At 72.8% G+C, this 24,923-nt stretch carries 26 protein-coding genes, 1 pseudogene and 1 riboswitch; of the genes and pseudogenes, 14 read left to right on the plus strand and 13 right to left on the minus strand.

All coding sequences use genetic code 11. From position 1 onward, the window contains the following. Window positions 1-93: 93 nt before the first annotated feature. From MOX02_RS24685 to MOX02_RS24695, 3 genes are all read right to left on the minus strand, one after another. Entirely contained in the window at window positions 94-951 is an 858-nt protein-coding gene (locus MOX02_RS24685) for an FkbM family methyltransferase (protein WP_170267982.1), read from the minus strand. Window positions 952-1,036: 85 nt separating this feature from the next. Then, window positions 1,037-1,558 (minus strand): translation initiation factor IF-3, encoded by a 522-nt coding sequence (gene infC, locus MOX02_RS24690; RefSeq protein ID WP_238179248.1) that lies wholly within the window; start codon window positions 1,556-1,558, stop codon window positions 1,037-1,039. Between the two features lie 267 nt (window positions 1,559-1,825). Continuing rightward, a complete protein-coding gene (locus MOX02_RS24695) occupies window positions 1,826-3,043 on the minus strand; it encodes a glycosyltransferase family 4 protein (protein ID WP_147028482.1) in 1,218 nt (405 codons plus the stop codon). 215 nt (window positions 3,044-3,258) lie between these two features. Between MOX02_RS24695 and MOX02_RS24700 the strand changes: the two genes are divergently transcribed. Continuing rightward, window positions 3,259-4,044: an alpha/beta fold hydrolase gene (locus tag MOX02_RS24700; protein WP_147028483.1), complete on the plus strand. Its 786-nt coding sequence runs from the start codon at window positions 3,259-3,261 to the stop codon at window positions 4,042-4,044. A gap of 43 nt (window positions 4,045-4,087) precedes the next feature. Here the strand turns inward: MOX02_RS24700 and MOX02_RS24705 are convergent, their stop codons facing one another. Together MOX02_RS24705 and MOX02_RS24710 are read right to left on the minus strand one after the other, a co-directional pair. Next, entirely contained in the window at window positions 4,088-4,372 is a 285-nt protein-coding gene (locus tag MOX02_RS24705) for a BQ00720 family protein (protein ID WP_147028484.1), read from the minus strand. Window positions 4,373-4,457: 85 nt separating this feature from the next. Next, on the minus strand, window positions 4,458-4,886 hold the full coding sequence (locus MOX02_RS24710) for an Hsp20 family protein (protein WP_147028485.1): 429 nt from the start codon (window positions 4,884-4,886) through the stop codon (window positions 4,458-4,460). Between the two features lie 449 nt (window positions 4,887-5,335). Between MOX02_RS24710 and MOX02_RS24715 the strand changes: the two genes are divergently transcribed. The 8 genes from MOX02_RS24715 (at window position 5,336) to MOX02_RS24750 (ending at window position 11,146) form a co-directional block, all read left to right on the plus strand. Next, complete coding sequence (locus MOX02_RS24715; protein ID WP_174804965.1) at window positions 5,336-5,833, plus strand: hypothetical protein; 498 nt, start codon at window positions 5,336-5,338, stop codon at window positions 5,831-5,833. Window positions 5,834-5,992: 159 nt separating this feature from the next. Beyond that, window positions 5,993-6,448: a Tat pathway signal protein gene (locus MOX02_RS24720; RefSeq protein ID WP_147028504.1), complete on the plus strand. Its 456-nt coding sequence runs from the start codon at window positions 5,993-5,995 to the stop codon at window positions 6,446-6,448. An 88-nt stretch (window positions 6,449-6,536) separates the two neighbouring features. Continuing rightward, complete coding sequence (locus tag MOX02_RS24725) at window positions 6,537-7,229, plus strand: MotA/TolQ/ExbB proton channel family protein (RefSeq protein WP_147028486.1); 693 nt, start codon at window positions 6,537-6,539, stop codon at window positions 7,227-7,229. 129 nt (window positions 7,230-7,358) lie between these two features. After that, window positions 7,359-7,868 carry a protein TolR gene (gene tolR / locus MOX02_RS24730; RefSeq protein ID WP_147028487.1) on the plus strand — a complete coding sequence of 170 codons (510 nt, stop codon included), beginning with the start codon at window positions 7,359-7,361 and terminating at the stop codon, window positions 7,866-7,868. 4 nt (window positions 7,869-7,872) lie between these two features. After that, on the plus strand, window positions 7,873-8,925 hold the full coding sequence (locus MOX02_RS24735; RefSeq protein ID WP_147028488.1) for an energy transducer TonB family protein: 1,053 nt from the start codon (window positions 7,873-7,875) through the stop codon (window positions 8,923-8,925). A gap of 184 nt (window positions 8,926-9,109) precedes the next feature. Then, on the plus strand, window positions 9,110-10,429 hold the full coding sequence (locus MOX02_RS24740) for an MFS transporter (protein ID WP_147028489.1): 1,320 nt from the start codon (window positions 9,110-9,112) through the stop codon (window positions 10,427-10,429). Between the two features lie 239 nt (window positions 10,430-10,668). Next, on the plus strand, window positions 10,669-10,893 hold the full coding sequence (locus tag MOX02_RS24745; protein ID WP_147028490.1) for a hypothetical protein: 225 nt from the start codon (window positions 10,669-10,671) through the stop codon (window positions 10,891-10,893). Between the two features lie 4 nt (window positions 10,894-10,897). Further along, the gene (locus tag MOX02_RS24750) at window positions 10,898-11,146 is read left to right on the plus strand and encodes a BrnA antitoxin family protein (protein WP_147028491.1); all 249 of its coding nucleotides are present in this window, start codon (window positions 10,898-10,900) and stop codon (window positions 11,144-11,146) included. 24 nt (window positions 11,147-11,170) lie between these two features. On the opposite strand, the gene MOX02_RS24755 is transcribed toward MOX02_RS24750, so the two are convergent. Genes MOX02_RS24755 through MOX02_RS24765 form a run of 3 tightly spaced genes read right to left on the minus strand, consistent with a single transcriptional unit; the run spans window position 11,171 to window position 12,950 of the window. Further along, entirely contained in the window at window positions 11,171-11,635 is a 465-nt protein-coding gene (locus tag MOX02_RS24755; protein WP_147028492.1) for a YaiI/YqxD family protein, read from the minus strand. Between the two features lie 2 nt (window positions 11,636-11,637). Next, a complete protein-coding gene (locus MOX02_RS24760; protein WP_147028493.1) occupies window positions 11,638-11,859 on the minus strand; it encodes a hypothetical protein in 222 nt (73 codons plus the stop codon). Beyond that, window positions 11,859-12,950: an adenylate/guanylate cyclase domain-containing protein gene (locus MOX02_RS24765; RefSeq protein ID WP_147028494.1), complete on the minus strand. Its 1,092-nt coding sequence runs from the start codon at window positions 12,948-12,950 to the stop codon at window positions 11,859-11,861. The genes MOX02_RS24760 and MOX02_RS24765 overlap by 1 nt, the downstream gene beginning before the upstream one ends. A gap of 276 nt (window positions 12,951-13,226) precedes the next feature. On the opposite strand from MOX02_RS24765, the gene MOX02_RS24770 reads away from it, so the two are divergent. Beyond that, the gene (locus MOX02_RS24770; RefSeq protein WP_147028495.1) at window positions 13,227-14,066 is read left to right on the plus strand and encodes an aldo/keto reductase; all 840 of its coding nucleotides are present in this window, start codon (window positions 13,227-13,229) and stop codon (window positions 14,064-14,066) included. 22 nt (window positions 14,067-14,088) lie between these two features. Here MOX02_RS24770 and MOX02_RS24775 read toward each other — a convergent pair whose 3' ends face one another. Both MOX02_RS24775 and MOX02_RS24780 read right to left on the minus strand, forming a co-directional pair. Continuing rightward, window positions 14,089-15,642: a GGDEF domain-containing protein gene (locus MOX02_RS24775; protein ID WP_147028496.1), complete on the minus strand. Its 1,554-nt coding sequence runs from the start codon at window positions 15,640-15,642 to the stop codon at window positions 14,089-14,091. A gap of 123 nt (window positions 15,643-15,765) precedes the next feature. Then, the gene (locus MOX02_RS24780; protein WP_147028497.1) at window positions 15,766-17,964 is read right to left on the minus strand and encodes a transglycosylase domain-containing protein; all 2,199 of its coding nucleotides are present in this window, start codon (window positions 17,962-17,964) and stop codon (window positions 15,766-15,768) included. A 277-nt stretch (window positions 17,965-18,241) separates the two neighbouring features. On the opposite strand from MOX02_RS24780, the gene MOX02_RS24785 reads away from it, so the two are divergent. Next, complete coding sequence (locus MOX02_RS24785; protein WP_147028498.1) at window positions 18,242-19,093, plus strand: type 1 glutamine amidotransferase; 852 nt, start codon at window positions 18,242-18,244, stop codon at window positions 19,091-19,093. A 46-nt stretch (window positions 19,094-19,139) separates the two neighbouring features. On the opposite strand, the gene MOX02_RS24790 is transcribed toward MOX02_RS24785, so the two are convergent. From MOX02_RS24790 to MOX02_RS24800, 3 genes are all read right to left on the minus strand, one after another. After that, window positions 19,140-20,228 carry an acyltransferase family protein gene (locus tag MOX02_RS24790; RefSeq protein WP_174804966.1) on the minus strand — a complete coding sequence of 363 codons (1,089 nt, stop codon included), beginning with the start codon at window positions 20,226-20,228 and terminating at the stop codon, window positions 19,140-19,142. 110 nt (window positions 20,229-20,338) lie between these two features. Beyond that, a complete protein-coding gene (locus MOX02_RS24795) occupies window positions 20,339-20,710 on the minus strand; it encodes a restriction endonuclease (RefSeq protein ID WP_147028499.1) in 372 nt (123 codons plus the stop codon). Window positions 20,711-20,778: 68 nt separating this feature from the next. After that, complete coding sequence (locus MOX02_RS24800) at window positions 20,779-21,612, minus strand: alpha/beta hydrolase (protein ID WP_147028500.1); 834 nt, start codon at window positions 21,610-21,612, stop codon at window positions 20,779-20,781. A gap of 93 nt (window positions 21,613-21,705) precedes the next feature. Next, window positions 21,706-21,814: riboswitch (TPP riboswitch) on the plus strand. A 71-nt stretch (window positions 21,815-21,885) separates the two neighbouring features. On the opposite strand from MOX02_RS24800, the gene thiC reads away from it, so the two are divergent. From thiC to MOX02_RS24815, 3 genes and pseudogenes are all read left to right on the plus strand, one after another. After that, on the plus strand, window positions 21,886-23,778 hold the full coding sequence (gene thiC / locus MOX02_RS24805) for a phosphomethylpyrimidine synthase ThiC (RefSeq protein WP_147028501.1): 1,893 nt from the start codon (window positions 21,886-21,888) through the stop codon (window positions 23,776-23,778). Window positions 23,779-24,223: 445 nt separating this feature from the next. Further along, window positions 24,224-24,595 carry a hypothetical protein gene (locus MOX02_RS24810; RefSeq protein ID WP_147028502.1) on the plus strand — a complete coding sequence of 124 codons (372 nt, stop codon included), beginning with the start codon at window positions 24,224-24,226 and terminating at the stop codon, window positions 24,593-24,595. Window positions 24,596-24,730: 135 nt separating this feature from the next. Next, window positions 24,731-24,923, plus strand: a pseudogene (locus tag MOX02_RS24815) (flagellin); the annotation flags it as partial.

Here is a 24,923-nt window from a genome sequence, read left to right on the forward strand (position 1 = left end):
CGGGAGAGGTGGAGCGCCGGCTTCGCCTGCGCGGCGCTGAAATGATGAAGCTCGGTCCCTCATCCCGGACGGGAGAGGTGGGCGTCCGTGACCCTAGAAGCCGAGCCTGCGCCGGATCCCCGCGAGGCCGCCCTGCGCCGAGAGGGCCTCCAGCCGGGCCAGGCGGTCGGGCGCGTAGGCGGCGATCAGGTCCGTGTTGCAGCGGTGGCGCGTCAGGTTGAGGTGCAGGAACTCGTAGACGCCGAGGCGGCGCACGTCGGTCAGGCGCCCGTCGCGCCAGATGTAGAGAAGCGGGAAGGTGTCGAGCAGCCACTCGAGGAAGCGGCGCGGGCTCTTGTCGTAGGACGCGATCTGGCACCAGGAGTTGAACTCCAGCATCACCACCGGCTGGAACCGGGCGAGGGTGCCGGCCGCGCCCGTGAGCGCCTCCTGCTCGAACCCCTCGATGTCGATTTTGATCGCGTCGAGCCGCGCGAGCCCGACCTCGGCGGCGATGTCGTCGAGCCGGCGCATCGGCACCGGCGTGCTCGGCACCGCGGCCATGTTGGCGTCGGCCACCACGTAGCCGAAGGCGGAATGATCGAAGAACGGCACGGTGCCGGTCTCGGGGCCCACCGCGCAGTGGAGCGGGCGGATCACCGAGGCGCCGTGCTCGTAGACGTTGCGGGTGAGCGCCGCGAAGTTCCGAGGCGCCGCCTCGATCGCGTAGATCCGGCCCCGCCGCGCCGTCTCCGCGGCCACGAGGGCGGTGAGGCCGATATTGGCGCCGACGTCGAGCATCACCGAGTCGGGATCCAGCACCGCCTCGCAGAATTGCCGGAAATGTCGGAAGCGGCCGCCCGAGTAGCGGGAGAAGGCGTCGTCGCCGAGCGGCGCGTGGATCAGGCGCATCCGGCCGGCGACCGGCACCCGCCGGGACAGGAACGCTTCGGTCGTGGTCTCGGTGGCCAACGGGTCCATCGCAGGAAAAGGCGCCGCCCCCGGGTGGAGGCGGCGCGCTGGCAAAACGCGGCGGGCGAGGCGGGCGGAGCCGCGCTCAGCGCGGGGCGAGCACCATGATCATCTGGCGGCCTTCGAGCATCGGCTCGCTCTCCACCTTGGCGACCTCGGCGGTCTCGATCTTGACGCGCTCCAGGAGGCGCAGGCCGAGATCCTGGTGCGCCATCTCGCGGCCGCGGAAGCGCAGCGTGATCTTGACCTTGTCGCCCTCCTCGAAGAAGCGCTGCACGGCCTTCATCTTCACGTCGTAATCGTGCTTGTCGATGCCGGGGCGGAGCTTGATCTCCTTCACCTCGACCGTCTTCTGCCGCTTGCGGGCCTCGTTCTGCTTCTTCTGTTCGTTGAAGCGGAAGCGCCCGTAATCGAGGAACTTGCAGACGGGAGGCGTGGAATTCGGAGCGATCTCGACGAGATCGAGGCCAGCCTCTTCGGCAAGCTGCAGGGCGTCGAAGAAGGGCACGATGCCACGGTTCTGGCCGGTGTCATCGATGAGCTGCACTTCGCGGACGCCGCGGATGTCCCGGTTCGCGCGCGGCCCGTCCTTCTGCGGGGCCGGCATGGCTCTCATAGGTCTACGAATGGCTGTATTCTCCTCAAGCAACGACGAAACGGCAGCCTGCGGCAACCGAGAGTGGGTGCCCTGACCGCCGAACGCTCCGGCCTTTCCCGGATGCGACACCTTGGCCGATCCGCCTCACAAGTCAACACGCGAGGCTTTTCTCGGTTCACAGGCGGTGACCGCCTGTCAGGCGCGCTCGGCAAGTCCTCGCGCGACCTCGATCCGCGTCTGTACGGTGCCGTCTACTCCTGAGATCGGCACGATCCGTCACGCCTGCAAGAGGCGCGCGTAGATGGCGAGCGTGTCGGCGACCATGCGCTCCAGCGAGAAATGCGCCTCGACGTGGGCGCGCGCCCGCCGCGCCATCGCGTCCCGGGCGCTGGCGCCGAGCGAGATCGCCTCCGCCAGCGCGTCCGCGAGCGCCGCCGGGTCGCCGGGCGCCACGCGCCAGCCGGTGCGCTGGCCGGGCGCGACGTCGGGCGGGCTCAGCACCGTCTCGGGCACGGCGCCGAGGTCCGAGACCACGACCGGGGTGCCGAGCGCCTGCGCCTCCACCGCCGAGCGCCCGAACGCCTCCGGCTCGACCGAGGGCACGGCCACCACCGAGGCGGCCCGGAAGGCCGCCGGCATGTCGAGGCAGTGGCCGACCCGGCGCACGACGCCGCCGAGGCCGCGCGCCTCGACCAGCGCGTCGAGTTCCCGCTCGTAGCCCGTCCGGCCCTGCGGGTCGCCCGCCAGCACCACGGCGAAATCGCCGATGCCGCGCGCGCGCATCAGCGCGGCGGCCTCGATCAGCACCCGCTGCCCCTTCCAGGCGGTGAGCCGGGCGGCCAGCAGGATGACGCGCTCGTGCGGGGCGACGCCCCAGGCCCGGCGCAGGGCCTCGACCCGCGGCGCGCCGACCGCAACGGGGTTGAAGCTCGCGAGGTCGGTGCCGCGGTGGATGACCGCCACCCGGTCGCCCGCCTGCTCGGCGTGGAGGGAGCGGATCCGCTCGGCCGTGTAGTGCGAGTTGGCGATGACCGCGTCGCCGCGCGCCATCACCGAGTTGTAGAGCACCTTCACGCCGGTCCGGCCCGAATAGCTGCCGTGATAGGTCGTGACGAACGGGATCCTGAGGCGGCGCGCCGCGCCGAGCGCCACCCAGGCGGGCGCCCGCGAGCGGGCGTGGATGAGCTTCACTCCCTCCCGGCGGCAGACCGCCATCAGGCGGCGGACGTTGAGGGCCATGGCCAGCGGGTTCTTCGAGGCGGCCGGGAACGGCACCCAGATGCCGCCCTTGGCCTGCAGCTCGCCGACGAGCCGGCCGCCCTCCGTCGCCACGAGGGGCCGCGCGCCCGCGGCCGCGAGGCCCGCCGCCACGTCGACCGCGGTCCGCTCGGCGCCGCCGGCCTCCAGCTCGGGGATGATCTGGAGGATGCAGGCGCCCGCGAGCGGGCCGACCTCCGCCGGGAAGGTCCGGCCGGGGCGCGTCTCGCCGCTCATCGTGCGGGCGTCCCGGGCGGGACGGGAGGATGGCGTAGCGGGGCGCGGCCGCCCTCGGGATGTCCGGTCATGGGTTCAAGGATCGCTGTACCCCTTAACGTCCGGGTAAACGAAACCCTTGCGCACCGCATCGACATTGGTGGATGCCCGCAATCAACAGGTCACCTTCGCGACCCCTGACGAAGGCGGCCGGCGACCCCGACGGCGAGGAGATCATGGCAGACGCGCGCGACCCTTCGGCCGAGACCGCCTTCATCACCGTCGAGATCGCGGGCCCGCCCCGGCGCATCGCCGTGCGGGTGCGCGAGGGCGCCGGGCCGCCGGTCGTCTGGCTCGGGGGCTTCCGCTCCGACATGGGCGCCACCAAGGCGATGGCGGTGGATTCCTGGGCCGAGACGGCCGGCCGCCGGCTGGTGCGGTTCGACTATTCGGGCCACGGCGCCTCTGACGGCACCTTCGCGGAAGGCACGATTTCCGCCTGGCTCGCCGACGCCGAGGCCGTGATCGCCGCCTACGCGGCCGAGCGGCCGGTGCTGATCGGCTCCTCGATGGGCGGCTGGATCGCCTGCCTCGCGGCCCGCGCGCGGCGGCAGCGCGGCGAGGCGCCGCCGGCGGGACTCGTCCTGATCGCGCCCGCCCTCGACTTCACCGAGACCCTGATGTGGGACCGGTTCCCGCCGGAGGTCCGCGAGACGCTCACGCGCGACCGGGTCTGGTACCGGCCGACCGACTACGCGCCGGAGCCGGACCCGATCACCCTCGACCTGATCGAGGACGGGCGCCGCCACGGCATGCTCGACGGGCCGATCGATCTCGGCTGTCCCGTCCACATCCTGCAGGGGATGGAGGATCCGGACGTGCCGCCCGCGCACGCCTTCCGCCTCGTCGAGCGGCTGCCGAGGGCCGGCACCGTGCTGACCCTGATCGCGGACGGGGATCACCGCCTGTCCCGCCCGCAGGACATCCGCAGGCTGGTGGCGGCGGTGGCCGAGACGGCGTGAGGCGATCGGCGGCCCGGACGCGCCGGGCCGCGGGTCCGCCGCCTCAGTGCAGGCTGACGGTGTGCAGGTCGTGCGCCATCGCGTTCGCCACCACGACGTCGCGCGAGTCGGCGAGCAGGATCGGCGCGCCGCTGGCCGACAGGAGCGCGAAGAGCTCCAGGCCCGGGGTCAGCTCGGGCGCCTGCGGGAAGAATCGCCGCACGTCGTCCGAGCGGATCGGCCGGACGTAGGCGATGTGGCCCTCGCCGAGGGCCGCCAGGTCGGCGGCGTTGAACTCGGCCGGGTCGAGATCGGCGGCGGTCAGGGGGTTCTGGTTCAGTTCGGTCATGTCATGCCCTCCTTCAGAGGCAGAGCGAGCGGTCGGTCCGGTAGTCCCGAGGCGACATCCGACCGGGGTTGGACAGCACCTCGCGTCAGTCGCGGGACGCGATGGCGATCTTGCGGATGACCCGCTCCGGCTCCGGCCGGACGAGGTCGATCGAGAGGAGTCCGTTCGAGAGATCCGCGCCGAGCACCTCCATGCCGTCGGCCAGCAGGAAGGCCCGCTGGAACTGGCGCGCGGCGATGCCGCGGTGGAGGAACTGGCGCTCGCGCTCGTCGACCTGCCGGCCGCGCACCACGAGCTGGTTCTCCTCCAGCATCACGTCGAGCTGGTCGTGGGTGAACCCCGCGACCGCAAGCGTGATGCGGAGCCGCTCCGGCTCCTGGTCCGTGCGCGGAAGGCGCTCGATGTTGTAGGGCGGATACCCGTCGTTCGCCGCCTTCGAGACCCGGTCGAGGGCCTGCTCGATCTCGTCGAAGCCGAGAAGGAACGGGTGTCCGAACGGAGAGGGACGCGTCATCGTCGGTCGTAGTCCTTTGCGAAGCCCCAGCCTCTCGGCCGTGCGGGCACTTCGTCGTTGGAGCCCGCGGCTGCAGCGCTCCGACCGGCGGGTCTCCGCCGGCCTCCCCGATATGGAGGGCGGCGGGACGGGCATCAAGGGTTCTGGGCACGGCCGAGCCGGGCCGGCGGCACTCCTCCACGACGTTGCCGCGCGGCCGGGGCGCGGCCGGACGATCCGCCGCACGCGCACGGTGCACGCGAACGGGAGGTTTGCGCAGGCGACTGCGGGATAAATCGGCAACGACTGAAGTCACCGAATCACAATCCCGCGGTAACAGTTTGGAACTGCTCTGAAATTCAGTGCAGACCTTGATCCCGACCCGTCTCGTCGGATACTTCCGCGACGAGCGTTGTCCGGCGTCCTCAGCGATGGCCGTGCCGGCAGGCTTGCGCTTGACCGGAGGCCGCATGAGCGGGTCGTCGATCCCGTCCGTGAACGACAGGATGCTGAAGGTGGCGGAGGTCTGCGCGGACGACGCGGACGTGCTCGCCCTCTCGGTCGCCCGGTTCGTGGCCTCGGGCTACATGACGAGCGACGTCGCCTGCTGGGACGCGGCGTTCGATGGGGCGGAGCGGCTGCTCGGCTCGGCGGAGGGCGGACGGCTCGTGGCCGGCGTGGTCGGCATCCTGCGCGCCCTCAGGGCGGAGCGGGACGGGGACTGGAGTTTCATGCCGGCCACCTGCTGCCGGGTGACGGCGAACGAGTGCGCCCTGGTCGCGCTGATCCGGCGCGGCCGGTGCCGGCACTGGGAGGCGCTGGGCCGTGAGGCGGCCGCGCTCACCGGACGGGCCGAGGCGCCGCGCCTCGCCGCGGCGGTGCGCGAGGCCGCGGAGACGATCAACGCTGCGGCCCTGCGCCTGCAGCCGGCCGACGCGGAGAGGCCGCGGGGCGCGCCGCTCCACTGAGGGGCGGCGATCTGGAATGCGAGGGCGGCGCCAGGCCGCTCGTCGATGCGAGGGCGGCGTCGGGCCGCCCGGGGAGCGGGGGAGCCGAGCGTGACGGGTAACGGGCAGGTGGCGATGGGTTGTGGGGACGCGGGCGGAGAGCGGAACGGGCGACGCCCGATGCGGGCTGCGGCGGGTCTCGCCGTCGCCGCAGCCCTCGCGGCCACCCTCGCCCTGCCCGGCGCCGGACCGGCCTCGGCGCAGGGCGAGGGCGAGGGCGCGAAGGGTTCGCCGATCAAGCTCCAGCTCAACCGGCTGGAGCCGGCGGGCGATGCCTGCCGCACCTACGTCCTCGTGGACAACAGCCGCGGGGGCGCCCTCAAATCCCTGAAGGTCGACCTGTTCGCCTTCGACACGGAGGGCGTGGCCCAGAAGCGCGTGGCGGTCGAGCTCGGCCCGCTCGCGGAGAAGAAGACCAGCGTCAAGATCTTCGATTTCGCGGGGATCGCCTGCCCGAAGATCGGGCGCGTGCTGCTCAACGACGTCCTCTCCTGCGAGGGCGGCGAGGCGAGCCGGGAGGGCTGCCTGGAGCGCACCGAGACCGAGAGCAAGGCGAGCGTTCCCTTCGACCGCTGAGCCTGGACGCCGTTTCCGTCCGGCCGCGGCCGGGCGGCCCGCGGGCTGAAGCCCGCAGCGAGACCTTTGAGAGTTCGAGGAGCCCGTGATGGATCCCACACCCGCAGCCGCCGAGGCGGTGCACGATTTCTCCTTCGTCGGCCTCTTCCTGCAGGCCGACCCGATCGTGAAGGGCGTCATGATCCTTCTGGTGGTCGCCTCGATCGCCTGCTGGACCGTCGTCTTCGAGAAGCTCGTGCGGCTCGCCGCCGCCAAGCGTCAGGCCAAGGCGTTCGAGACCCTGGTGCGGTCCGGCGGGGCGCTGGAGGCCGAGCGCAAGGGCATCGCCTCGCACATCGTGAACGCCGCCCTCGACGCGTGGCGAGACCAGGACCCGACCGAGACCCGCGCCGAGCGGCGCGACCGCATCGAGCGCGCCATGCGCGCCGCCCTCGGCCTCGAGATCAAGCGCCTGCAGGGCGGCCTGCCGCTCCTGGCCACCGCCGGCTCGACGGCGCCCTTCGTCGGCCTGTTCGGCACCGTCTGGGGCATCATGAACTCGTTCTCGTCGATCGCGAAGAGCCAGGACACCTCGCTGGCGGTCGTGGCGCCGGGCATCGCCGAGGCGCTGTTCGCCACCGCGATCGGCCTCGTCGTCGCGATCCCCGCGGTGATGGCCTACAACAAGCTGACGAACGACGTGGGCCGCATCCAGGGGGCGTTCGTCTCCTGCATCGGCGTGCTCGGCAACCGCCTCGCCCGCGACCGCGGCGTGCACGGCCGGGCCGCCGCCGCCGAGTAACGCCGGGGCGCCACCCGACACCACCGAGATGACGGGCCGGCCGCCGCACCTGCGCGGCCGGGCCGAGACGTGCAGTATTGCGGCGGCCGTGAGCCAGCACCCGCCGCCCGAGCCCCGGAGGGCTGAGTCATGGGCATGGGTTCGATCCGCGCGAGCGGCGGCGACGACGAGGACGGCCTCGACACGACGCCGATGTCGGAGATCAACGTCACGCCCATGGTGGACGTGATGCTGGTGCTGCTCATCATCTTCATGGTGGCCGCGCCGCTGATGACGACCGGCGTGCCGGTGCAGCTGCCGAAGACCTCGGCCGCCAAGGTGGCGCAGGCGAAGAAGCCGCTGGAGGTGACGATCGACAAGGACGGAAGCCCCTCGATCGCCAAGGAGATCTTCACGCAGGAGAGCCTGATGCCGCGCCTGCGCGCGATGGCGGCCGAGGACCCGAGCCAGGTCGTGCTGGTGCGCGGCGACCGCGACGTGCCCTACGGCAAGATCATGGAGGTGATGGGCCTCGTCGGGCAGGCCGGCTTCACCAAGGTCTCGCTGATCGCGCAGTCCCCCGGCGGGGCCCTGCCCTCCGCCCCCGGCGCCGCGGCGCCCGCCGCGCCCGCGGCTCCGGCGAACGGGGCGGCCCGCTAGTCCCATGAGCGCCCTCGTCTCCCATGGTGATCCCGAGGGCGGGCGGTCCCCGCTCGTCCCGGCCTTCCTCGTCGCGCTGGCGCTTCACCTCGCCGCGCTCGTCGGCATCGCCCTCTACCGCCTCAACCCGCCCGCCCCGCCCGGCGAGCAGCAGATCTCGATCGACCTCGCGCCGCAGATGACCGAGGCCGACGTCCAGGCGCCGAGCGAGACGCAGGCGAGCGAGGTCGCGCCGCCCCCGCCGACGCCCGTCGAGACGCCCGACGTGACCGAGCCGGTGAAGCCGCCGGACGTGACCGAGGTCGTGCCCGAGGAGACGGTGCCCGAGAAGCCGCCGGAGGTCGCCGAGCAGCCGCCGGTCACCGCGCAGACGGAGCCGCCGCCGGACGCCGTGCCGATGGAGCCCGAGAGCCAGGTCATCACCTCGACGGCGCCCCAGGCCGAGCCGCTGGCGCCCCCGCCCCCGCTCCTGGCGCAGTCGCCCGAGCCGCCGAAGCCCGTCGAGCAGGCGAAGCCCGTCGAGCAGGCGAAGCCGAAGCCCGATCTCGCCAAGATCGCGGCCGAGCGCGAGGCCCGGCTGAAGGCGATCCGCGAGGCGAAGCGCAAGGCCGAGATCGAGGAGGCGCGCCGCGAGGCCGTCCGCGAGGCCCGCGAGAAGGCGGCCCGCGACGCCAAGGCCCGGGCCGCGCAGGCCAGCGCCGGCCAGGCCCAGCGCAGCTCGGCCTCGTCGTCGGCGCAGAATTCCGGTGGCCGCGCCGCCCAGGGCAACGACCCGAACGCGATGCGCCAGTGGCAGGGCATGCTGAGCTCGGCGATCCACGGCCGCATGAACCGCAACGCGGCGGCCGGCACCGACGGCGGCCTCGCGGTGGTGCGCTTCACGGTCACGCGAGCGGGCGCCGTGACGAGCGCCAGCCTCGCCAGCAGCAGCGGCGTCGGCCCGATCGACAGCGCGGCGCTCGCCGCGGTGCGCGGCTCGCTTCCGCCCGCTCCCGCCGGGGTCACCGTCTCGTCCCTGTCGGTCACGGTGCCGCTGCGGTTCAGCCCGGGCCGGTAGTCGCGGCATGCCGCACCGGCCGGGGGCTCGCCGACGCGGCCCCCGGCCTGCGGGCGAACGGCCACGCCCTCACGAAGAGTTTAATCCGGTCTGCGGAACGGGACGGGCCGCGCGCCCATTGCCGCGTTCGGAAGCCTGCGGCCCTCTCGGCCGCGGCCTCTTCCCGCGACCCGAGGACCGGACCATGCCCGATGTCAGTGCCGCCGCTGCGTCGGCCGGTCCCCTGCGCGAGCCCTCCGCGCGCGCCCTGCGCGGGCTCGACGCGCTGAACTTCTTCCTCGCCGACGTGCGGGACGGCCTCGGCCCCTACCTCGCCATCTACCTGCTCGCCGTGCGCGGGCCGGAGCAGGGCTGGAACGAGGCGACGATCGGCGTCGTGATGACGATCGCGGGCATCGCCGGCCTGATCGCGCAGACGCCGGCGGGCGCCCTGATCGACCGGACGCGGCGGAAGCCCGCGATCGTGATCGCGGCGGCGGTCGCGGTCACTCTGAGCTGCCTCGTCCTGCCCTTCGTCTCGAACTTCTACCTCGTGGCGGCGACGCAGTCGCTCGCCGGCATCGCGGGCGCGATCTTCCCGCCGGCGCTCGCGGCGATCACGCTCGGCGTCGTCGGGCCGAAGATGTTCTCGAAGCGGATCGGGCGGAACGAGGGCTTCAACCACGCCGGCAACGCCGTCTCGGCAGCGGTCGCGGGCTCCACCGCCTACTTCTTCGGGCCGATCGTGGTATTCTGGCTGATGGCGATCCTGGCGGCGGCCTCGATCGGCGCCATGCTGATGATCCCGGCCAAGGCCATCGACGACGACCTCGCCCGCGGCCTCGACTGCCCCGAGGACGCGAATTGCGAGCAGCCCTCCGGCCTCGCCACGCTCCTGCAGAACAGGTACCTCCTGCTCTTCGCGGGGCTCTGCGCGGCCTTCCACCTCGCCAACGCCGCGATGCTGCCCTCGGTGGGCCAGCTCCTGACCAAGATCTCGGGCAAGGACCACGCGACCTCGCTCATCGCCGTCTGCATCGTGGCCGCGCAGTGCGTGATGGTGCCGGTGGCCGTCTTCGTCGGGGCAAGGGCCGACGCGATCGGGCGCAAGCCGATCTTCCTCGTGGCGTTCGGCGTGCTCGCCGTTCGCGGCGTGCTCTACACGCTGTCCGACAACCCGTTCTGGCTGGTGGCCGTCCAGTGCCTCGACGGGATCGGGGCCGGCATCTACGGCGCGCTGTTCCCCATCGTCGTCGCCGACCTCACGCGCGGCAGCGGCCGCTTCAACGTCGCGCAGGGCGCGGTGGCGACCGCGCAGGGGCTCGGCGCCTCGTTCAGCGCCTCGCTCGCGGGCGTGATCATCGTGGCGGCGGGCTTCTCGGCGGCCTTCCTGGCGCTCGCCGGCATCGCGGCGCTCGGCTTCGCCGTCTACCTCGTCCTGATGCCGGAGAGCCGGGGCTTCGAGCGGCCGGCGCGGCCCGAGGACGGCGCCGGGCCCGCCCTGCCGAGCCCGGCCGCGGCCTGAGCCGGGAGACGGGCCCGCGCGCGATTCATGGTGAACGGTTTCGCGCTCCGTTCGCCTTGGCCGCAGCGTCCGTGCTACACAGGGCCGATCCCGCCCGCCTGCAAGCGCAGGACGGGTGTGCGGACAGCAGGACGCCGGCACCATCCCCCCTCCCCCTCAGCCGGCGGGTATGATCGAAGCCTCGTCCCCGCGGCCGCGCTCGGCCGCACCGCCCGACGAGGCGCCGAGAAAGGACATCGATGAGCGAGGACACGGACGTCCGGACCAAGGCCGAGGAGCGCGCCGAGCGCGCCCAGCGCATGGCCAAGGAAGGCGCGCAGGCGATGGCCGAGCACCTCGCCGCGATCAAGGCCGTCGATGAGCGCACCGCCAAGCTGCGCGCCCTGCGCCTCGCCAAGGAAGCGGCCGACGCCGAGGCGCGCGCCGCAGCGCCCCCGCCCGCCAAGAAACGCAAGAGCAAGTGAGGCGATGGCCATGGACCGCAGCCGCCGGACCAGCGATCCGCGCAAGGCCGCCGAGGCCGCCTTCCGCTCGGTGACGACGAAGCCCGCCGCGCCCGCCCCGGCGCCGGCACCGGCCGCGCCGCGCGCGGCCCCCGGGGTCCGCGAGAGCGTGACGCTGCGCCTCGACAGCGCCGTGCTGGAGCATTTCCAGAAGGACGGCCCCGGCTGGCAGGACCGCATCAACGCGGCGCTGAAGAAGCTCGCGGGCGTCTGAGGCCGGTCGCGGCCGGACCGCCGGTCATCGCCCGCCGGCCCGGCGCAGCCGGTTCACCGCCTGATCGAGCGCGCCGAGAAAGGCCGAGCGGTCGCGCTGGGAGAACGGCTTCGGGCCGCCAGTGACGAGAGCGCTCTCGCGCAGGTCCTGCATCAGGTTCCGGGTCGCCAGCGCCATGCCCACCGAGGCGTCGGTGAAGGGCTTGCCGGTCGGGGCGAGCACGGTCGCGCCAGCGCGCACGCAGCGGCTCGCCAGCGGCACGTCCGCCGTGACGACGATCGCGCCGGGGCCGGCCCGCTCGGCGATCCAGTCGTCCGCGGCGTCGAGGGCGTCGCCGACGATCACCCGCTCGATCCAGGGCTCGCGCGGCAGGTTCAGGAAGCTGTTGGCGACGACGAAGACGTGCAGCCCGTAGCGGGCGGCGACGCGGTAGGTCTCGTCCTTCACCGGGCAGGCGTCGGCATCGAGATAGATCGCGATCTCCGCCATCCCTAGCGCCCGCTCACGAGGCGCGAGGCGAAGCCGAGAGCGATGAGCAGGATGCCGAGGGCGAACTGCCCGCGCTCGATGTTCCCGCCGATCGAGGCCGCCACGGCGCGGCCGATCACGAAGACCCCGACGAGGGGCAGGCCGAAGCGGATCGCGAGGCGCAGGGGCGTGCGCCAAGTCCTGCTGTTCGACCTGCCGGTGATCCCGCCCGCACTCTCCGGCATCAGCGGCCGCCCGAGGCGAGGCGGCGGGGCGCGGTGCCCTCCGCCGGAAGCGGCGCGCCGTCGGCCTGCGGCGGCGCGGCACGCTCCAGCGTCGCCACCGAGAGCGGCTGGCCGCGCCCGCGCACGAGGTGCGCGCCGAGCGAGCGCGCCGTGATGCCGGGCGGCAGCGAGCCGAGGCGGGCGAGCAGGTCCTCCGAGATCAGGATCTCGGTGTTGAGCGGCCGGCAAAGGGACTCGATGCGGGCGGTGACGTTCACCGCGTCCCCGAAATACGCGATCTTGTGCCGGTCGACGCCGACTTCCGCCGTCACCACGGAGCCGCCGTGGAGGGCCGCCCGCAGGCGCGGCACGGTGCCGAAGCGCGCCTTCCACGCCTCGGCCTCGGCCTCGATGCGGTCGCGCACGTCGAACACGCAGGAGACGCAGCGCGCGTCCTTGAGGCCCCGCGCCATCGGCCAGGTGATCATGGCGAGGTCGCCGATGTAGTCGTCCGTCGAGCCGGCGTTCCGGCGCACGGGCTCCGCGAGCGCGGCGAAGACCGCGCTGAGATAGGCCTGGGCGCGCAGGTCCCCGTGCGTCTCGGCGAAGGCGGTGGAGCCGACCACGTCGAGGAACAGGAAGATGCGCTCCTCCCGCACGGGCTTGTGGTAGCGCCCGACGAGGAAGTTCACGAACACCTCGCCGCCGATGAGGTCGCGCATGCGCACCACGAAGACGAGGAGCGCCGAGACCGCGAGCGAGTAGGCGAGGACGCGCGGCGTGATCTTCACGGCCGTCTGCAGCGAGTCGTCGGTGAGCCCGAAGGCCCAGACCACGAGGCCGCCGAAGGCGATGCCGAGCGCGATCATCAGCACGTAGGCGAGCTCGGCGGCCGGCACGTAGAGCATCGCGGGCAGCCGCCGCATCCGGGCCTGGAGGCCCGCAAGGATCAGCCCGCGGTCGAAGGCGAGGCCCGCCGCCCCGACGCAGAGCCCGTAGGTCAGGCCGGCGAGCGGCGTCGCGCCGTTCGCGAAGATGACGTTGTAGAGGAGGCCCGCCCCGCCGCAGGCGAGCAGCATCAGGACCCAGAACCAGCGGTGCTGCGGCAGCATCAGCCGGCCCTCCGCGGGGCGCCGGCGCCCGGCCGGCCCGCGCCCTGGTGGTTCTCGCTCGAGGCCGAGACGACTGGCGAAGAGACGGCGGGGAACACGGGACGTCCTTGGCCTAAAGATATCGCCGCCGCGCGCCGATGCCCATTGCTCATTCCCCCATGATGGCGCGAATAAGGCGCGGGATGAAGCGCGGCGCGCCCGGCGGGACGCTTCGCGACGCCCGTCGCCGGAGCGTCCGGCCCCCGGCGGCTCCGATCGGAAGGCGAGGAGACAGGCATGGACGCGCGCGGCTTCGGCTCCACGGGACAGCGGGTCTCGGTGATCGGTCAGGGCACGTGGCGGATCGACGGGAGCGCCTCTGCGGACGCGGTGGCGGCCCTGCGGGCCGGCGTCGACGCGGGCCTCACCCACATCGACACGGCGGAGATGTACGGGGACGCCGAGGCCATCGTCGCGGAGGCGATCGAGGGCCTGCGCGAGGAGGTCTTCCTCGTCTCGAAGGTGGTGCCCGGCAATGCCACGCGCCGCGGCGTGGCGCGCTCCTGCGAGCAGTCGCTGCGGCGGCTTCGCACCGACCGGCTCGACTGCTACCTGCTGCACTGGCCGGGCAGCCACCCGCTGGAGGAGACGATCGCCGGCTTCGAGGACCTGCGGCGGGCCGGCAAGATCCTGTCCTGGGGCGTCAGCAACTTCGACGTCGACGACCTGGAGGCGGCCCTGCGCATCGCCGGCCCCTACCGGATCGCCTGCAACCAGGTGCTCTACCACTTGCGCGAGCGCTCCATCGAGCACGCGGTGATCCCCTGGTGCGCCGCCAACGGGGTGGCGCTCGTCGGCTACTCGCCCTTCGGCAGCGGCGACTTCCCCAACCCGGCGAGCCCCGGGGGGCAGGTGCTCGCGCGCATCGCCGAGGCGCACGCAACGAGCCCGCACGCGGTGGCGCTCGCCTTCCTGACGCGGCTCGACGGCACCTTCTCGATCCCCAAGACCGGCCGCGCGCTGCGGGCGCTGGAGAACGCGTCCGCCCGGGACGTGGCGCTGACGGAGGACGAGATCGCCACCCTCGACGCCCAGTTCCCCCGCGGCCGCCGCCCGAGCAGCCTGCCGATGCTGTGAGGCTGCGGGCTCGCGGCGGGCCTCAGGCGCTGCGCTGGCGCGTCTCCGGCAGAGCGTCGGGCTCGGCGAACCGCACCCGGTTGCGCCCGCTCCGCTTCGCCTCGTAGAGCGCGGCGTCGGCCTCGCGGAACAGCCGCTCCGGGCTGTCGTCCGCGTCCGGCACGCGGGTCGCCCCGCCGACGCTGAGCGTGACCGCGCCGCCGACCTCGTCGGCGTGCGGGATCTGGCGCAGCACCATCTCGCGGCGGATGCGCTCGGCGACGCTGCGCGCCTCGGCCGTGCCGGCGCCGGGCAGCACCACCGCGAACTCCTCGCCGCCGATGCGGCAGGCCAGGGCGTCGAGGGGATCGACGAGCTGGGTCAGGCAGGCGGCCACCGCCCTCAGCACCGCGTCGCCGTGCTGGTGGCCGAACTGGTCGTTGTAGAGCTTGAAGCGGTCGGCATCGATGAGGAGGAGCGAGATCGGCGTTCGCGTGCGCAGGGAACGGCGCATCTCCTTGGCGAGGAACTCGTCGTAGCGCCGCCGGTTCGGCAGGCCGGTGAGGCTGTCCGTGAGCGCGAGGGTGGCGAGCTCCGCCGTCGCCGCGCGGGAGCTCGCCTCGGCGGCGGCCCGCCGCACGTTCTCGCGCTGCAGGAGGAGCGTCAGGCTCAAGGTCGCGGCGCTGAGGCCGAGGGTCAGGGCGATCACCATCTGCGCCCGCGGCCACCAGGTCGCCCGGATGCTCTCGGCGCTCACCGCGACGTCGACGAGCAGCGGCAGGTCGGCGAGGTGGGCGAAGGCGTAGAGCCGCTGCGCCCGGTCCACCGCCGAGCGCTCGACGATGACGCCGCGCCGGGCCTGCCGGAAGCGCTGGAAGGTCGCGCCCTGCGCGATGTTGCGGCCGACCATGTGGGCGAGGTGCGGATGCCGCACGATGAGCGTGCCGTCAGCCTGGAACAGGTTGATGGCGCTGCCCTGGCCGATGTGGAGCCGCTCGAACAGCGCCCGGAAGTACGGCAGGTGGATTGCGCCGCTGACGACGCCGCCGAAGGAGCCGTCGGGCTTCGTGATGCGGCGGCTCAGCGCCATGATCTGCGTGCCGCTCACCCGCGAGACCCGCGGGCCGCTGACGGCGAGGCCGAGATCGGGATCGTTCCGGAGCGCCTGGAAATCGGGGTTGGCGGAGAGGTTCGCCTCCGTCGAGGCGGACGGGTCGGAGCCGATCAGGATGCGGCCGGTCTCGTCCGTCACGAACATCTTGCCGAGGCCGGGCGCCGTCGCGGCCCGGTCGAACAGGACGAGGCGGCGCATCTCCGGGTCGAGCGCCGCGATGCGCGGGTTCCGGACGCCCTCGGCCACCGCCCGCAGCGAGAGGTCGTACATCTCGACGTTGCGGGCGACGCTCTGCTCGATGAGGCTCAGGAGGTTCTGCGCGTTCTGCTCGGCCTGGTGCCAGGCGCCGTCGCGCAGGTCGCAGATCAGGTAGAGGCCGAGCGCGCAGAGCCCGGCCGTGACGCTGACGCCGAGGATGGCGATCAGGCGCGAGGCGCGATCCTGCAGATGCGCCGTGGCGGCAATGACCCAACGCGCTCGCATGGAGCCAGCCTCGACCTCCCGTTGTGCCGGGACATTCAAGCAACGAGAAATGTGCGAACCGCTACCGTTTCCAGGCGGGCGCGGGAAAGCCTCGGCTATGCTCAACGCATCCTGAACGGCGCGCTACTCGCCGAGGCCGAACAGCTTCTCCAGGAAGTTGCGGTCGTCCTGGCTCGGGCCCCGCGGGCGCTGGGCCGGGGCCTGCCGCGGCTGCGGCGCCGGCTGCGGCTCGCCGAGGAGGGTGCCGAGCAGGCCGCCGACCGGCCCGCCGGCCGAGGCCACGGAGGCCGTGGTCTCCGGCGCCCTGCGCCAGCGGTTCATGCCGGGCAGCGGCACCGGCGCCTGCCCCTTCAGGGCGACGCTCATGTAGGTCTTCCAGATCTCGACGGGCAGGTTGCCGCCGGAGGCCTTCTTGGTCGGCTCGCCGTCGTCGTTGCCGAGCCAGACCCCGGTGACGAGGCTGCCCGAGTAGCCGATGAACCAGGCGTCGCGGAAATCCTGGCTGGTGCCGGTCTTGCCGGCGAGGTCCCAGCCCGCGATGTCGCCCTTGCGGGCGGTGCCGCTCACGAAGGTCTCGTGCATCATGGCGTTCATCATGCCGACCGCGTTCGGGTCGATCACGCGGCCGAGGCCGCCCTCGCCCCGCTTGTAGAGGGGCTTGCCGTCCACGCTCTTCACGCTGGCCACGACGTAGGGGATGACCCCCGTGCCGCCGTTGGCGAAGGCGCCGTAGGCCCCCACCATCTCCAGCGGCGTCACCTCCGAGGTGCCGAGCGCGATCGAGCCGTTCGCCTGCAGCGGCGAGGTGATGCCGAGGCGTTGCGCCGTCTGCACCACGGCCTTCGGGCCGACCTCCTGGCCGAGGCGCACCGCCACCGTGTTGAGGGAGAGCGCCAGCGCCTGGCGCAGGGAGACCGCGCCCTCGTACTGGTGCGAGTAGTTCTCCGGCTGCCAGTTGCCGATGCGGATCGGCGCGTCCTCGCGCACGGTGTCGGGCGTGGCGCCGCGCTCCACCGCCGCGAGGTAGACGAAGGGCTTGAAGGACGAGCCGGGCTGGCGCTTGGCCGTCGTCGCCCGGTTGAACTGGCTCTGCGCGTAGTCGCGCCCGCCGATCAGCGCGCGGATCGCCCCGTCCGGCCGCATCGAGACGAGGGCGCCCTGGCCGACGTTGTAGCGCCCGCCCTTGGTGTTCAGCTCGTCCACCAGCGCCTTCTCGGCGGCGGCCTGAAGCCCGGTGTCGACGGTGGTCTGCACGACGATGTCGGTGTCGAACTTCGGCACGTAGTCGTCGAGCACGTCCATCACGAGGTCGGCGACGTAGTTGGCCGAGCCGCCGCCGCGGCTGCCCGCGGGCCGGGCCGGCTGCGCCAGCGCCACCTTCACGTCCTGCGGCTTGGCGAAGCCGAGCTCCTGCATGGCGGCGAGCACCTGCGCGGCGCGAGCCTGCGCGGCGGGCAGGTTGCGGTTCGGCGCGAGCCGCGAGGGCGCCTGCACGAGGCCGCCGAGCATCGCGGCCTCCGCGAGGCTGACGCTCTTCGCCGGCTTGCCGAAGTAGCGCTGCGCCGCCGCCTCGACGCCGTAGGCGCCGGCGCCGAAATAGACCCGGTTCAGGTAGAGTTCGAGGATCTCGTCCTTCGCGTACTTGTGCTCCAGCCACAGGGCCAGGATCGCCTCCTGGATCTTGCGGGAGGCCGAGCGCTCGGGCGTCAGGAACAGGTTCTTGGCGAGCTGCTGCGTCAGGGTCGAGCCGCCCTGCGCGACGCCGCGGCGGGTCAGGTTCTGGGTGATGGCGCGGGCGATGCCGACCGGATCGACGCCGAGATGGCCGTAGAAGCGCCGGTCCTCGATCGCCACGAAGGCCCGCGGCAGGTAGGGCGGCAGTTCCTTGATGCCGACGACGCGCCCGCCCGTCTCGCCGCGGTTGGCCAGCAGCGAGCCGTCGCTCGCCAGGATCGCGATGTTGGGCGGGCGCTTGGGCACCGCGAGCTGGTCGATCGGCGGGAGCTGCGAGGCGTGGTAGGCGACGAGGCCGGCGACGCCGATCACGGCCCACAGCCCGAGCACGATTCCCGCGTAGGCGAGCCGCCCCAGGAACGAGCCGCGGCGCTTGGCCGGCTGGCGCGGCGCCTGGCGCCCGCCCGCGGGCGCCGCGCGGCGTCCGCGCTGATCCTGTCCGCCCGTCCCGCGCTTTGCCGCCACGCCGCCCCCTGCCCGATCGTCGCGCGAGAGGCGGAGGTCGAGGGAGCCCGCACCCGCGACGCGCCCTTCCGGCACGTCGAAGTTCGGCTCATCCCGGCCTGTCCGTCCGCGTCCCTTCGCCATGGGTTCCGTCGATTGTCCTGGGCTGATCCTGGGCGGCCCCGCCTCGCGGCGTCGGACCACCCGAGCGGCCCCGGTTCGGCACGCTAAATACGGCGGGTTTAAGGGTCCTTAACCGGTCGGATTCGGGTTTCGTTAACGGTGGGCGGCCGCCTGCGGCGTCGCGTCGTGCCCCGGCCCCGGAACGCCGCGCAAGCCCGGCCGTTCTGCCACACCGATCGCGCCGCGCCGGCCCGAGGCCGCGCCGGTGCCCCCCCCTCATCTTCGGACTTGAGAAAAGATGCTGCACTGTCTCGTCGCGGACGGGAACGCCCGCGACGGCCGCCAGGACCACGTCCGTGCCACGGGCCGCACCTCGGCGCAGAGCTACGCGGGCCTGCTCAAGGTGCTCGCCACCGACGCGGCCTGCACGCTGATCTGCCCCGCCGACGCGGAGGCCGCCCTGCCGAGGGGCGCCGACCTCGCGGGGTTCGACGCGCTGATCTTCACGGGCTCGGCCCTCCACGTCACCGAGGCGCGCCCGGAGGTGGAGCGCCAGCTCGAGCTGATGCGCGCGGCCCTCGATGCGGGCCTGCCGGTGTTCGGCTCGTGCTGGGGCGTGCAGGTGGCGGCCGCGGTGACGGGGGGCGAGGCGGCGCGCAACCCGCGCGGGCCGGAGTACGGCTTCGCCCGGGGCATCGTGCGGGCGGAAGCCGGCGCCGGGCACCCGCTGCTCGCCGACCGGCCGGCCTGCTACGACGCGCCGGCCATGCATCTCGATGCGGTGATCACGCCGCCGCCCGGCGCCGCCGTGCTGGCGGGCAACCGCCTCCTCGACGTTCAGGCCATCGAGATCCGCCGCGGCGCGGGCGTGTTCTGGGGCACGCAGTACCATCCCGAGCTCGATCTCGACGATCTCGGCGCCATGCTCCGCCTCCAGGCCGACGACGTGGTCGAGGCCGGGTTCTGCCGGAGCCGGGAGGCGGTCGAGGACTACGCGGACGACCTCGAGGCGCTGCACCGCGCCCCGCGCGAGCGCGCCGACCTCGCCTGGCGGCACGGGATCGGCCCGGAGGTGCTCGACCCGCTCTGCCGCCGCCGCGAGATCGCGAACTTCCTCGACCGGCTGGTGCGGCCGCGGGCGTACGGCTGAGCGCGCTCGCGTCTCGCGGGACGGCCCGGCGCCGGCTGCCGGGATCTCAGGCCGCGCCGAGGGCCGGCGCGGCGGCGCGGGGCGCCGGCGCGATGTGGAGGGCGGCGGGACGCCGGAACAGGATGTCGAGGGCCGTCCCGCGGATCGCCCGCTCGAACAGGAGCGGCAGCACGACGGCGCTCGCGGTCACGATCAGGCTGACGAGGCCGGCATCGGGGATGAGCCCCGTCTTCACGAGGAGCGTGCGCGTCGCCGCCATCGGCAGGAAGAAGGCGAGGTAGATCACGATCGAGCGGCGCCCGCAGGCGCGCAGGGCCTCGGTCAGCGCACCGCCCGCCCGCGTCAGCAGGGCGGCCGCGGCCACGATGGCGAGGGCGCCGGCCGTGCCGAGGGCGAGGCTGATTCCGGGCAGGCTCGCGAGCGTCGGGAAGCCCGGCAGCGGCGACGGCGCGAAGGCGAGCCAGCCGTTGAGCCCGGCCCAGAGGCCGAGCGCACCGAGCGCGAGGCCCGGCCGCGCGCGGGCGAGGTCCGCGAGGGCGAAGATGCGGGCGGCGAGGAGGTAGCCGCCCAGGAAGTAGACGTAGCGGGCGCAGAACTCCTCCGCGAGGTAGGAGGGGGTCGCCACCGGCACGACCTGGAGAAGCGCGGCGAGGCCGAGGAGGAGCGCGGGCGGGACGGGCCGGACGAGCTTCGTGACGACGGAGAAGACGGCGAGCAGATAGATGAACCAGAGCGTCGAGTACGGCTCGACGAGGGCCTGCCCGAGATGGGCGAGGAACGCCTCGGGACCGCCCCCGTCCACGATCTGCCCGTATTTGGCGGCCGACTGGATGAGCACCCAGAGCCCGTAGAAATAGGCGAAGTGGACGAGCCGCCGGTCGGCGAAGAGGCGCCAGTCGCGGTCGATGACGCGGCCGAGGAACAGGCCGGAGAGCAGGAAGAAGTCGGGGATGCGGAAGGGTCGCGCGAAGGCGACGACGGGGTGCATGAAGCCCTCCCGGCCCATCGCCTCGCCGGTGCCGAGGGTCGCGTGCATCATCACCACGAGCACGATGCAGAGGCCCTTGGCGACGTCGACCCAGGCGAGCCGCATCGCCTCCTCGGGCGTTCCCGCCAACGATCCCCGCCCCTGCATCTCGAAGCTCCGCCGCACTCAGGCGGTCTCAGCCTTCGCGGAAGGCCCTTAACGGAGGCTGGCGTGCCGCCGGCCCTTCGCGTGGCATGCGAAACGGCCGGTAAACGGGGCTAGCGCTCGCGCCGCGCCCCGCGCCGGTCCCGCGTCATGCGCGTCGCCGCGTGGAAGTCGTCCGGCTTGGTGCGGATCCAGGCGACGAACCGGCCGATCTCGGGATCCTGGCGCAGCGCGTCGACGTCGGAGAGGCGGTGGGCGATCTCGGCCTCGCTGTAGCGGGCGTGGATGGCGGAGTGGCAGATCTGGTGGAGCCGGACCGTGCCCTTGTGGGTGCCGCCCTTCAGCTTCGGCGTGAGGTGGTGCAGGCTGGAGCGGGCGCGGGGCGGGATCGCCCGCTCGCACAGGGGGCAGATGACGGGTTCGGGCGGGCGGATGCCGTGGGTCGTCGGGTCGTCGTCCTTCCAGAGCCGGGCTCGTCGTCCCACGTCGTCGTCTCCATCGCGTGTCGGAGCCCCTCATATGAGGCGCGAGCGCCGGCGCGGGAGGCGGCGCGTCATTGCGCCGGTACGGGCCGGCAGGCCGCGTCGACCCGCGCGCGGAACAGGGCTTCGGCCTCCGCGTCCCGGATCCCGAGGATCGAGACGTGGTCCCCCGGCACCGCCTCGAAGCGGGCGGCCGGGCCGGCGGCCCGCGCGAGCGAGCGGCCGCTCGCCACCGGCACCACCGGGTCCGAGAGGCCGTGCACGATCAGGATCGGCGTCGTCGCGCCCGCGAGGCGCTCGTCGCTGCGGTAGGTGTCCTGCAGGAGGAAGGGCGGCGCGAGGGGGAAGCGCAGCCGAACCATCGCGGTCATCGAGTCGAAGGGCGATTCGAGATAGAGCCCGACCGCGTCGTGCGTGCGGGCCAGCGCGGCGGCCACGGCCGCGCCCAGCGAGTGGCCGTGCAGCAGCACCGGCGCCCCGGCCGCCCGCCGGGCCGCCTCGCGGTAGGCCGCGTCCGCGTCCGCGATCAGGCCGTCCTCGCTCGGGCTGCCGGTCGAGCCGGGGTAGCCCCGGTAGGCGATGGCGAGGACGCCCCAGCCGTGCTCCGCCCAGGGCCCGCCCGCGAAGCGGGCCGCGTGCGGCTCCGGCCGCGAGCCGTTGCCGTGGAAGGTGAGGACGACGCCGCAGCCCGGCCGCGGCGGGCGCCAGAGGGCGTGCAGCGTCTCCCCGTCCCCGGTGCGCAGGCGCAGCGCCTCGGTGCCGGCGGGCGGCCCGGCGACGGCGAGCGCCCGGGGCGCCGCGAACGCGCCGGGATAGATGAGGGTGCGCTGGAAGGCGGCGAGGAGCCCGACCGCGAGCACGTAGAGCCCTGCGGCGGCGGCGAGGAGAAGGCTGAGGATGCGCATGCGGTCCGGTCGGGCGCAAGGTGGTCCTCGGCGGGGCCGCCGCCAAGGCGGCGATGCGCGCATTGACAAAGGGCCGCGGCCCGTAAAGATTTGAACCGTTCCGAGGGGGGCCCCGAGACAGGGGGCTGAGATAGGGCGCTACGTCCTGACCCTTGAACCTGATCCGGCTCATACCGGCGGAGGGACGGGAACTCGCGGCAGGACGATTCGGCAGCCGCGCCCATTCTGACCTGTGACGAGTTCGGATCGCTCCAACGCCAGGAGAGATCCACGATGAACGCACCCGTCCGACCCAAAGACCTTCCCAGCGGCAGCCCCGAGAGCGTGACGACCGGGCCGGTGACCGGCTCGCGCAAGGTCTACGCGACCGTCGCCGGCCGCGACGACATCCGCGTGCCCTTCCGCGAGATCGCGCTGACCGACCCGAACGAGGCGCCGGTGCGCGTCTACGACGCGTCGGGACCCTACACGGAGGCGGACGCGCGCATCGACCTCGGTGCCGGCCTGCCCGGCGTGCGCGAGCCCTGGATCGCCAAGCGCGGCTACGCCACGGTGGAGCCCCGCGCGGTGAAGCCCGAGGACAACGGCTTCGTGGGCGCGGACAAGCTCGTCGCCCCCTGCCCGGCCGAGCGCCTCGTGCGCCGGGCCGCGCCGGGCCAGATGGTGACGCAGTACGAGTTCGCCCGCGCCGGGATCATCACCGAGGAGATGATCTACGTCGCCCACCGCGAGAATCTCTGCCGCGAGGCGATGCTGGAGCAGGCCGAGGCCAAGCTCGCCGACGGCGAGAGCTTCGGCGCGTCGCTGCCCCCCTTCATCACGCCCGAGTTCGTGCGCGAGGAGGTGGCCCGCGGCCGGGCCATCATCCCGGCCAACATCAACCACACCGAGCTCGAGCCGATGGCGATCGGCCGCAACTTCCTCGTGAAGATCAACGCCAACATCGGCAACTCGGCCGTCACCTCCTCGGCGGCCGAGGAGGTGGAGAAGCTGGTCTGGTCGATCCGCTGGGGCGCCGACACGGTGATGGACCTCTCCACGGGCCGCAACATCCACAACATCCGCTCGTGGATCGTGCGCAACGCGCCCGTGCCGATCGGCACCGTGCCGATCTACCAGGCGCTGGAGAAGGTGGGCGGCGACCCGCTCAAGCTCGACTGGGAGGTCTTCAAGGACACGCTCATCGAGCAGGCCGAGCAGGGCATCGACTACTTCACGATCCACGCCGGCGTGCGCCTCGCCCACGTGCCGCTCACCGCCCGGCGCGTCACCGGCATCGTCTCCCGCGGCGGCTCGATCATGGCGCGCTGGTGCCTCGCCGGGCACCGGGAATCGTTCCTCTACGAGCGGTTCGACGAGATCTGCGACATCTGCCGGGCCTACGACGTCTCGTTCTCGCTGGGCGACGGCCTGCGGCCGGGCTCCATCGCCGACGCCAACGACGCGGCGCAGTTCGCCGAGCTCGAGACGCTGGGCGAGCTCACCAAGATCGCCTGGGACAAGGGCTGCCAGGTGATGATCGAGGGCCCCGGCCACGTGCCGATGCACAAGATCAAGGTGAACATGGAGAAGCAGCTTCGCGAGTGCGGCGAGGCGCCGTTCTACACGCTCGGGCCGCTGACGACCGACGTGGCGCCGGGCTACGACCACATCACGTCGGGCATCGGCGCCGCCATGATCGGCTGGTTCGGCACGGCGATGCTCTGCTACGTGACGCCCAAGGAGCATCTCGGCCTGCCCAACCGCGACGACGTGAAGGTCGGCGTGATCACCTACAAGATCGCCGCCCACGCCGCCGACCTCGCCAAGGGCCATCCGGCCGCGCAGCTGCGCGACGACGCCCTCTCCCGCGCCCGCTTCGACTTCCGGTGGGAGGACCAGTTCAACCTCTCCCTCGATCCGGACACGGCGCGCAGCTACCACGACGAGACCCTGCCGAAGGACGCCCACAAGGTCGCCCATTTCTGCTCGATGTGCGGGCCGAAATTCTGCTCGATGAAGATCACGCAGGACCTGCGCGCCGAGGTGCTCGCCATGGAGGAGGCCGGGCAGGTGATCCACACGGCGCCCGTCATGTCGAGCGCCGAGCGCGAGGCCGGGATGCGGGCGAAGTCCGAGGAGTTCCTGGCCGAGGGCGGCAAGCTCTACGTCGACGCCGCCGAGTGAGCGGGGGCCGGGCTCCGGGTGTCCGGAGCCCGCGCCGACGCCGGAGCGCCCAGGAACAAACGGGCGGCGGGCTTGACGTATTGATGCCCGCCGGCCGCCTCGTCTGCTCTCGCGGCGACGATTTCCGGACGTAATTTCGATTATCTTTGCGATCGACAGTTGTGTCGAGACGCGCCTCGCCGCCGCGATCTCCTTCGCGCGCCCTTCGAAAAATCGCTCGGCTTGTCGGAAACAGCCTCGGTCCGGCGGAAAGAGTGGCTTTTTTCTTTCTAATCGACCGAATTTGGTTCTCGGACAGCAGCTATTTCTGCAGGTTGGCCGGATTTCATTGACTCTCTTTTAACGCTTCCCGGAAATCGGCCGATCCGCGGCCCGAAACTTCACACGGCGCTAACGGTGTTGGCGACTTGATGAGGCTCGTTTGCTTCACTCGAGGAGCAGGTCCATGGACATCCGAGCCATCGCAACGCCGCCGCCGGTCGCGCCGGCCCCTGCCGTCACCCCGGCACAGACCGCCCGCCAGGGCGCCCAGCCGCAGCAGGCCCCCCTCGCCCCCGCCGTCTCGCTGTCGATCGGCGAGAACGCCGAGGCGCGCCCCTCCGCGGAGGCCGCGCAGCAGGGCCCGGAGCGCGGCGGCTACACCCGCGACGCGGAGAGCCAGACCCTCGTCTACCAGGTCGTCGACGCGGCGAGCGGCGACGTCGTCATCCAGATCCCGGACGCGGTGGTGCTGCGGGCCCGAGTCTACGCCCGCGAGGCCAGCGAGGCGGCCGGCCCGCAGCAGAAGCCCGGCTCGGCGGTCGAGCGCCGGGCCTGACCCGCGCCGACCCGCCGGAAAAGTCGACGATCGTACAAATTTAACTGTTCCGCTTAACACGGCCGCAAGAGGCCCCGAGTCACAACGGAAATGTCCTCCATGAAGGAGGATGCATACAGACAGGAAGCATCAACAATGTCCGCTGGCATCTCTCTCAACTCGTCGGTCCGCAACAGCCTGCTCTCTCTGCAGGACACGGCGAATCTTCAGAGCGTCACCCAGAACCACCTCTCGACCGGCAAGAAGGTCGCGAGCGCGCTGGACAACCCGACGAACTTCTTCACCGCCTCCGCCCTGAACGACCGCTCGGCGACCCTCTCGGGCCTTC

This window comes from Methylobacterium oxalidis (assembly GCF_007992195.1).
In the GTDB taxonomy this organism is placed as follows: Bacteria; Pseudomonadota; Alphaproteobacteria; order Rhizobiales; family Beijerinckiaceae; genus Methylobacterium; species Methylobacterium oxalidis.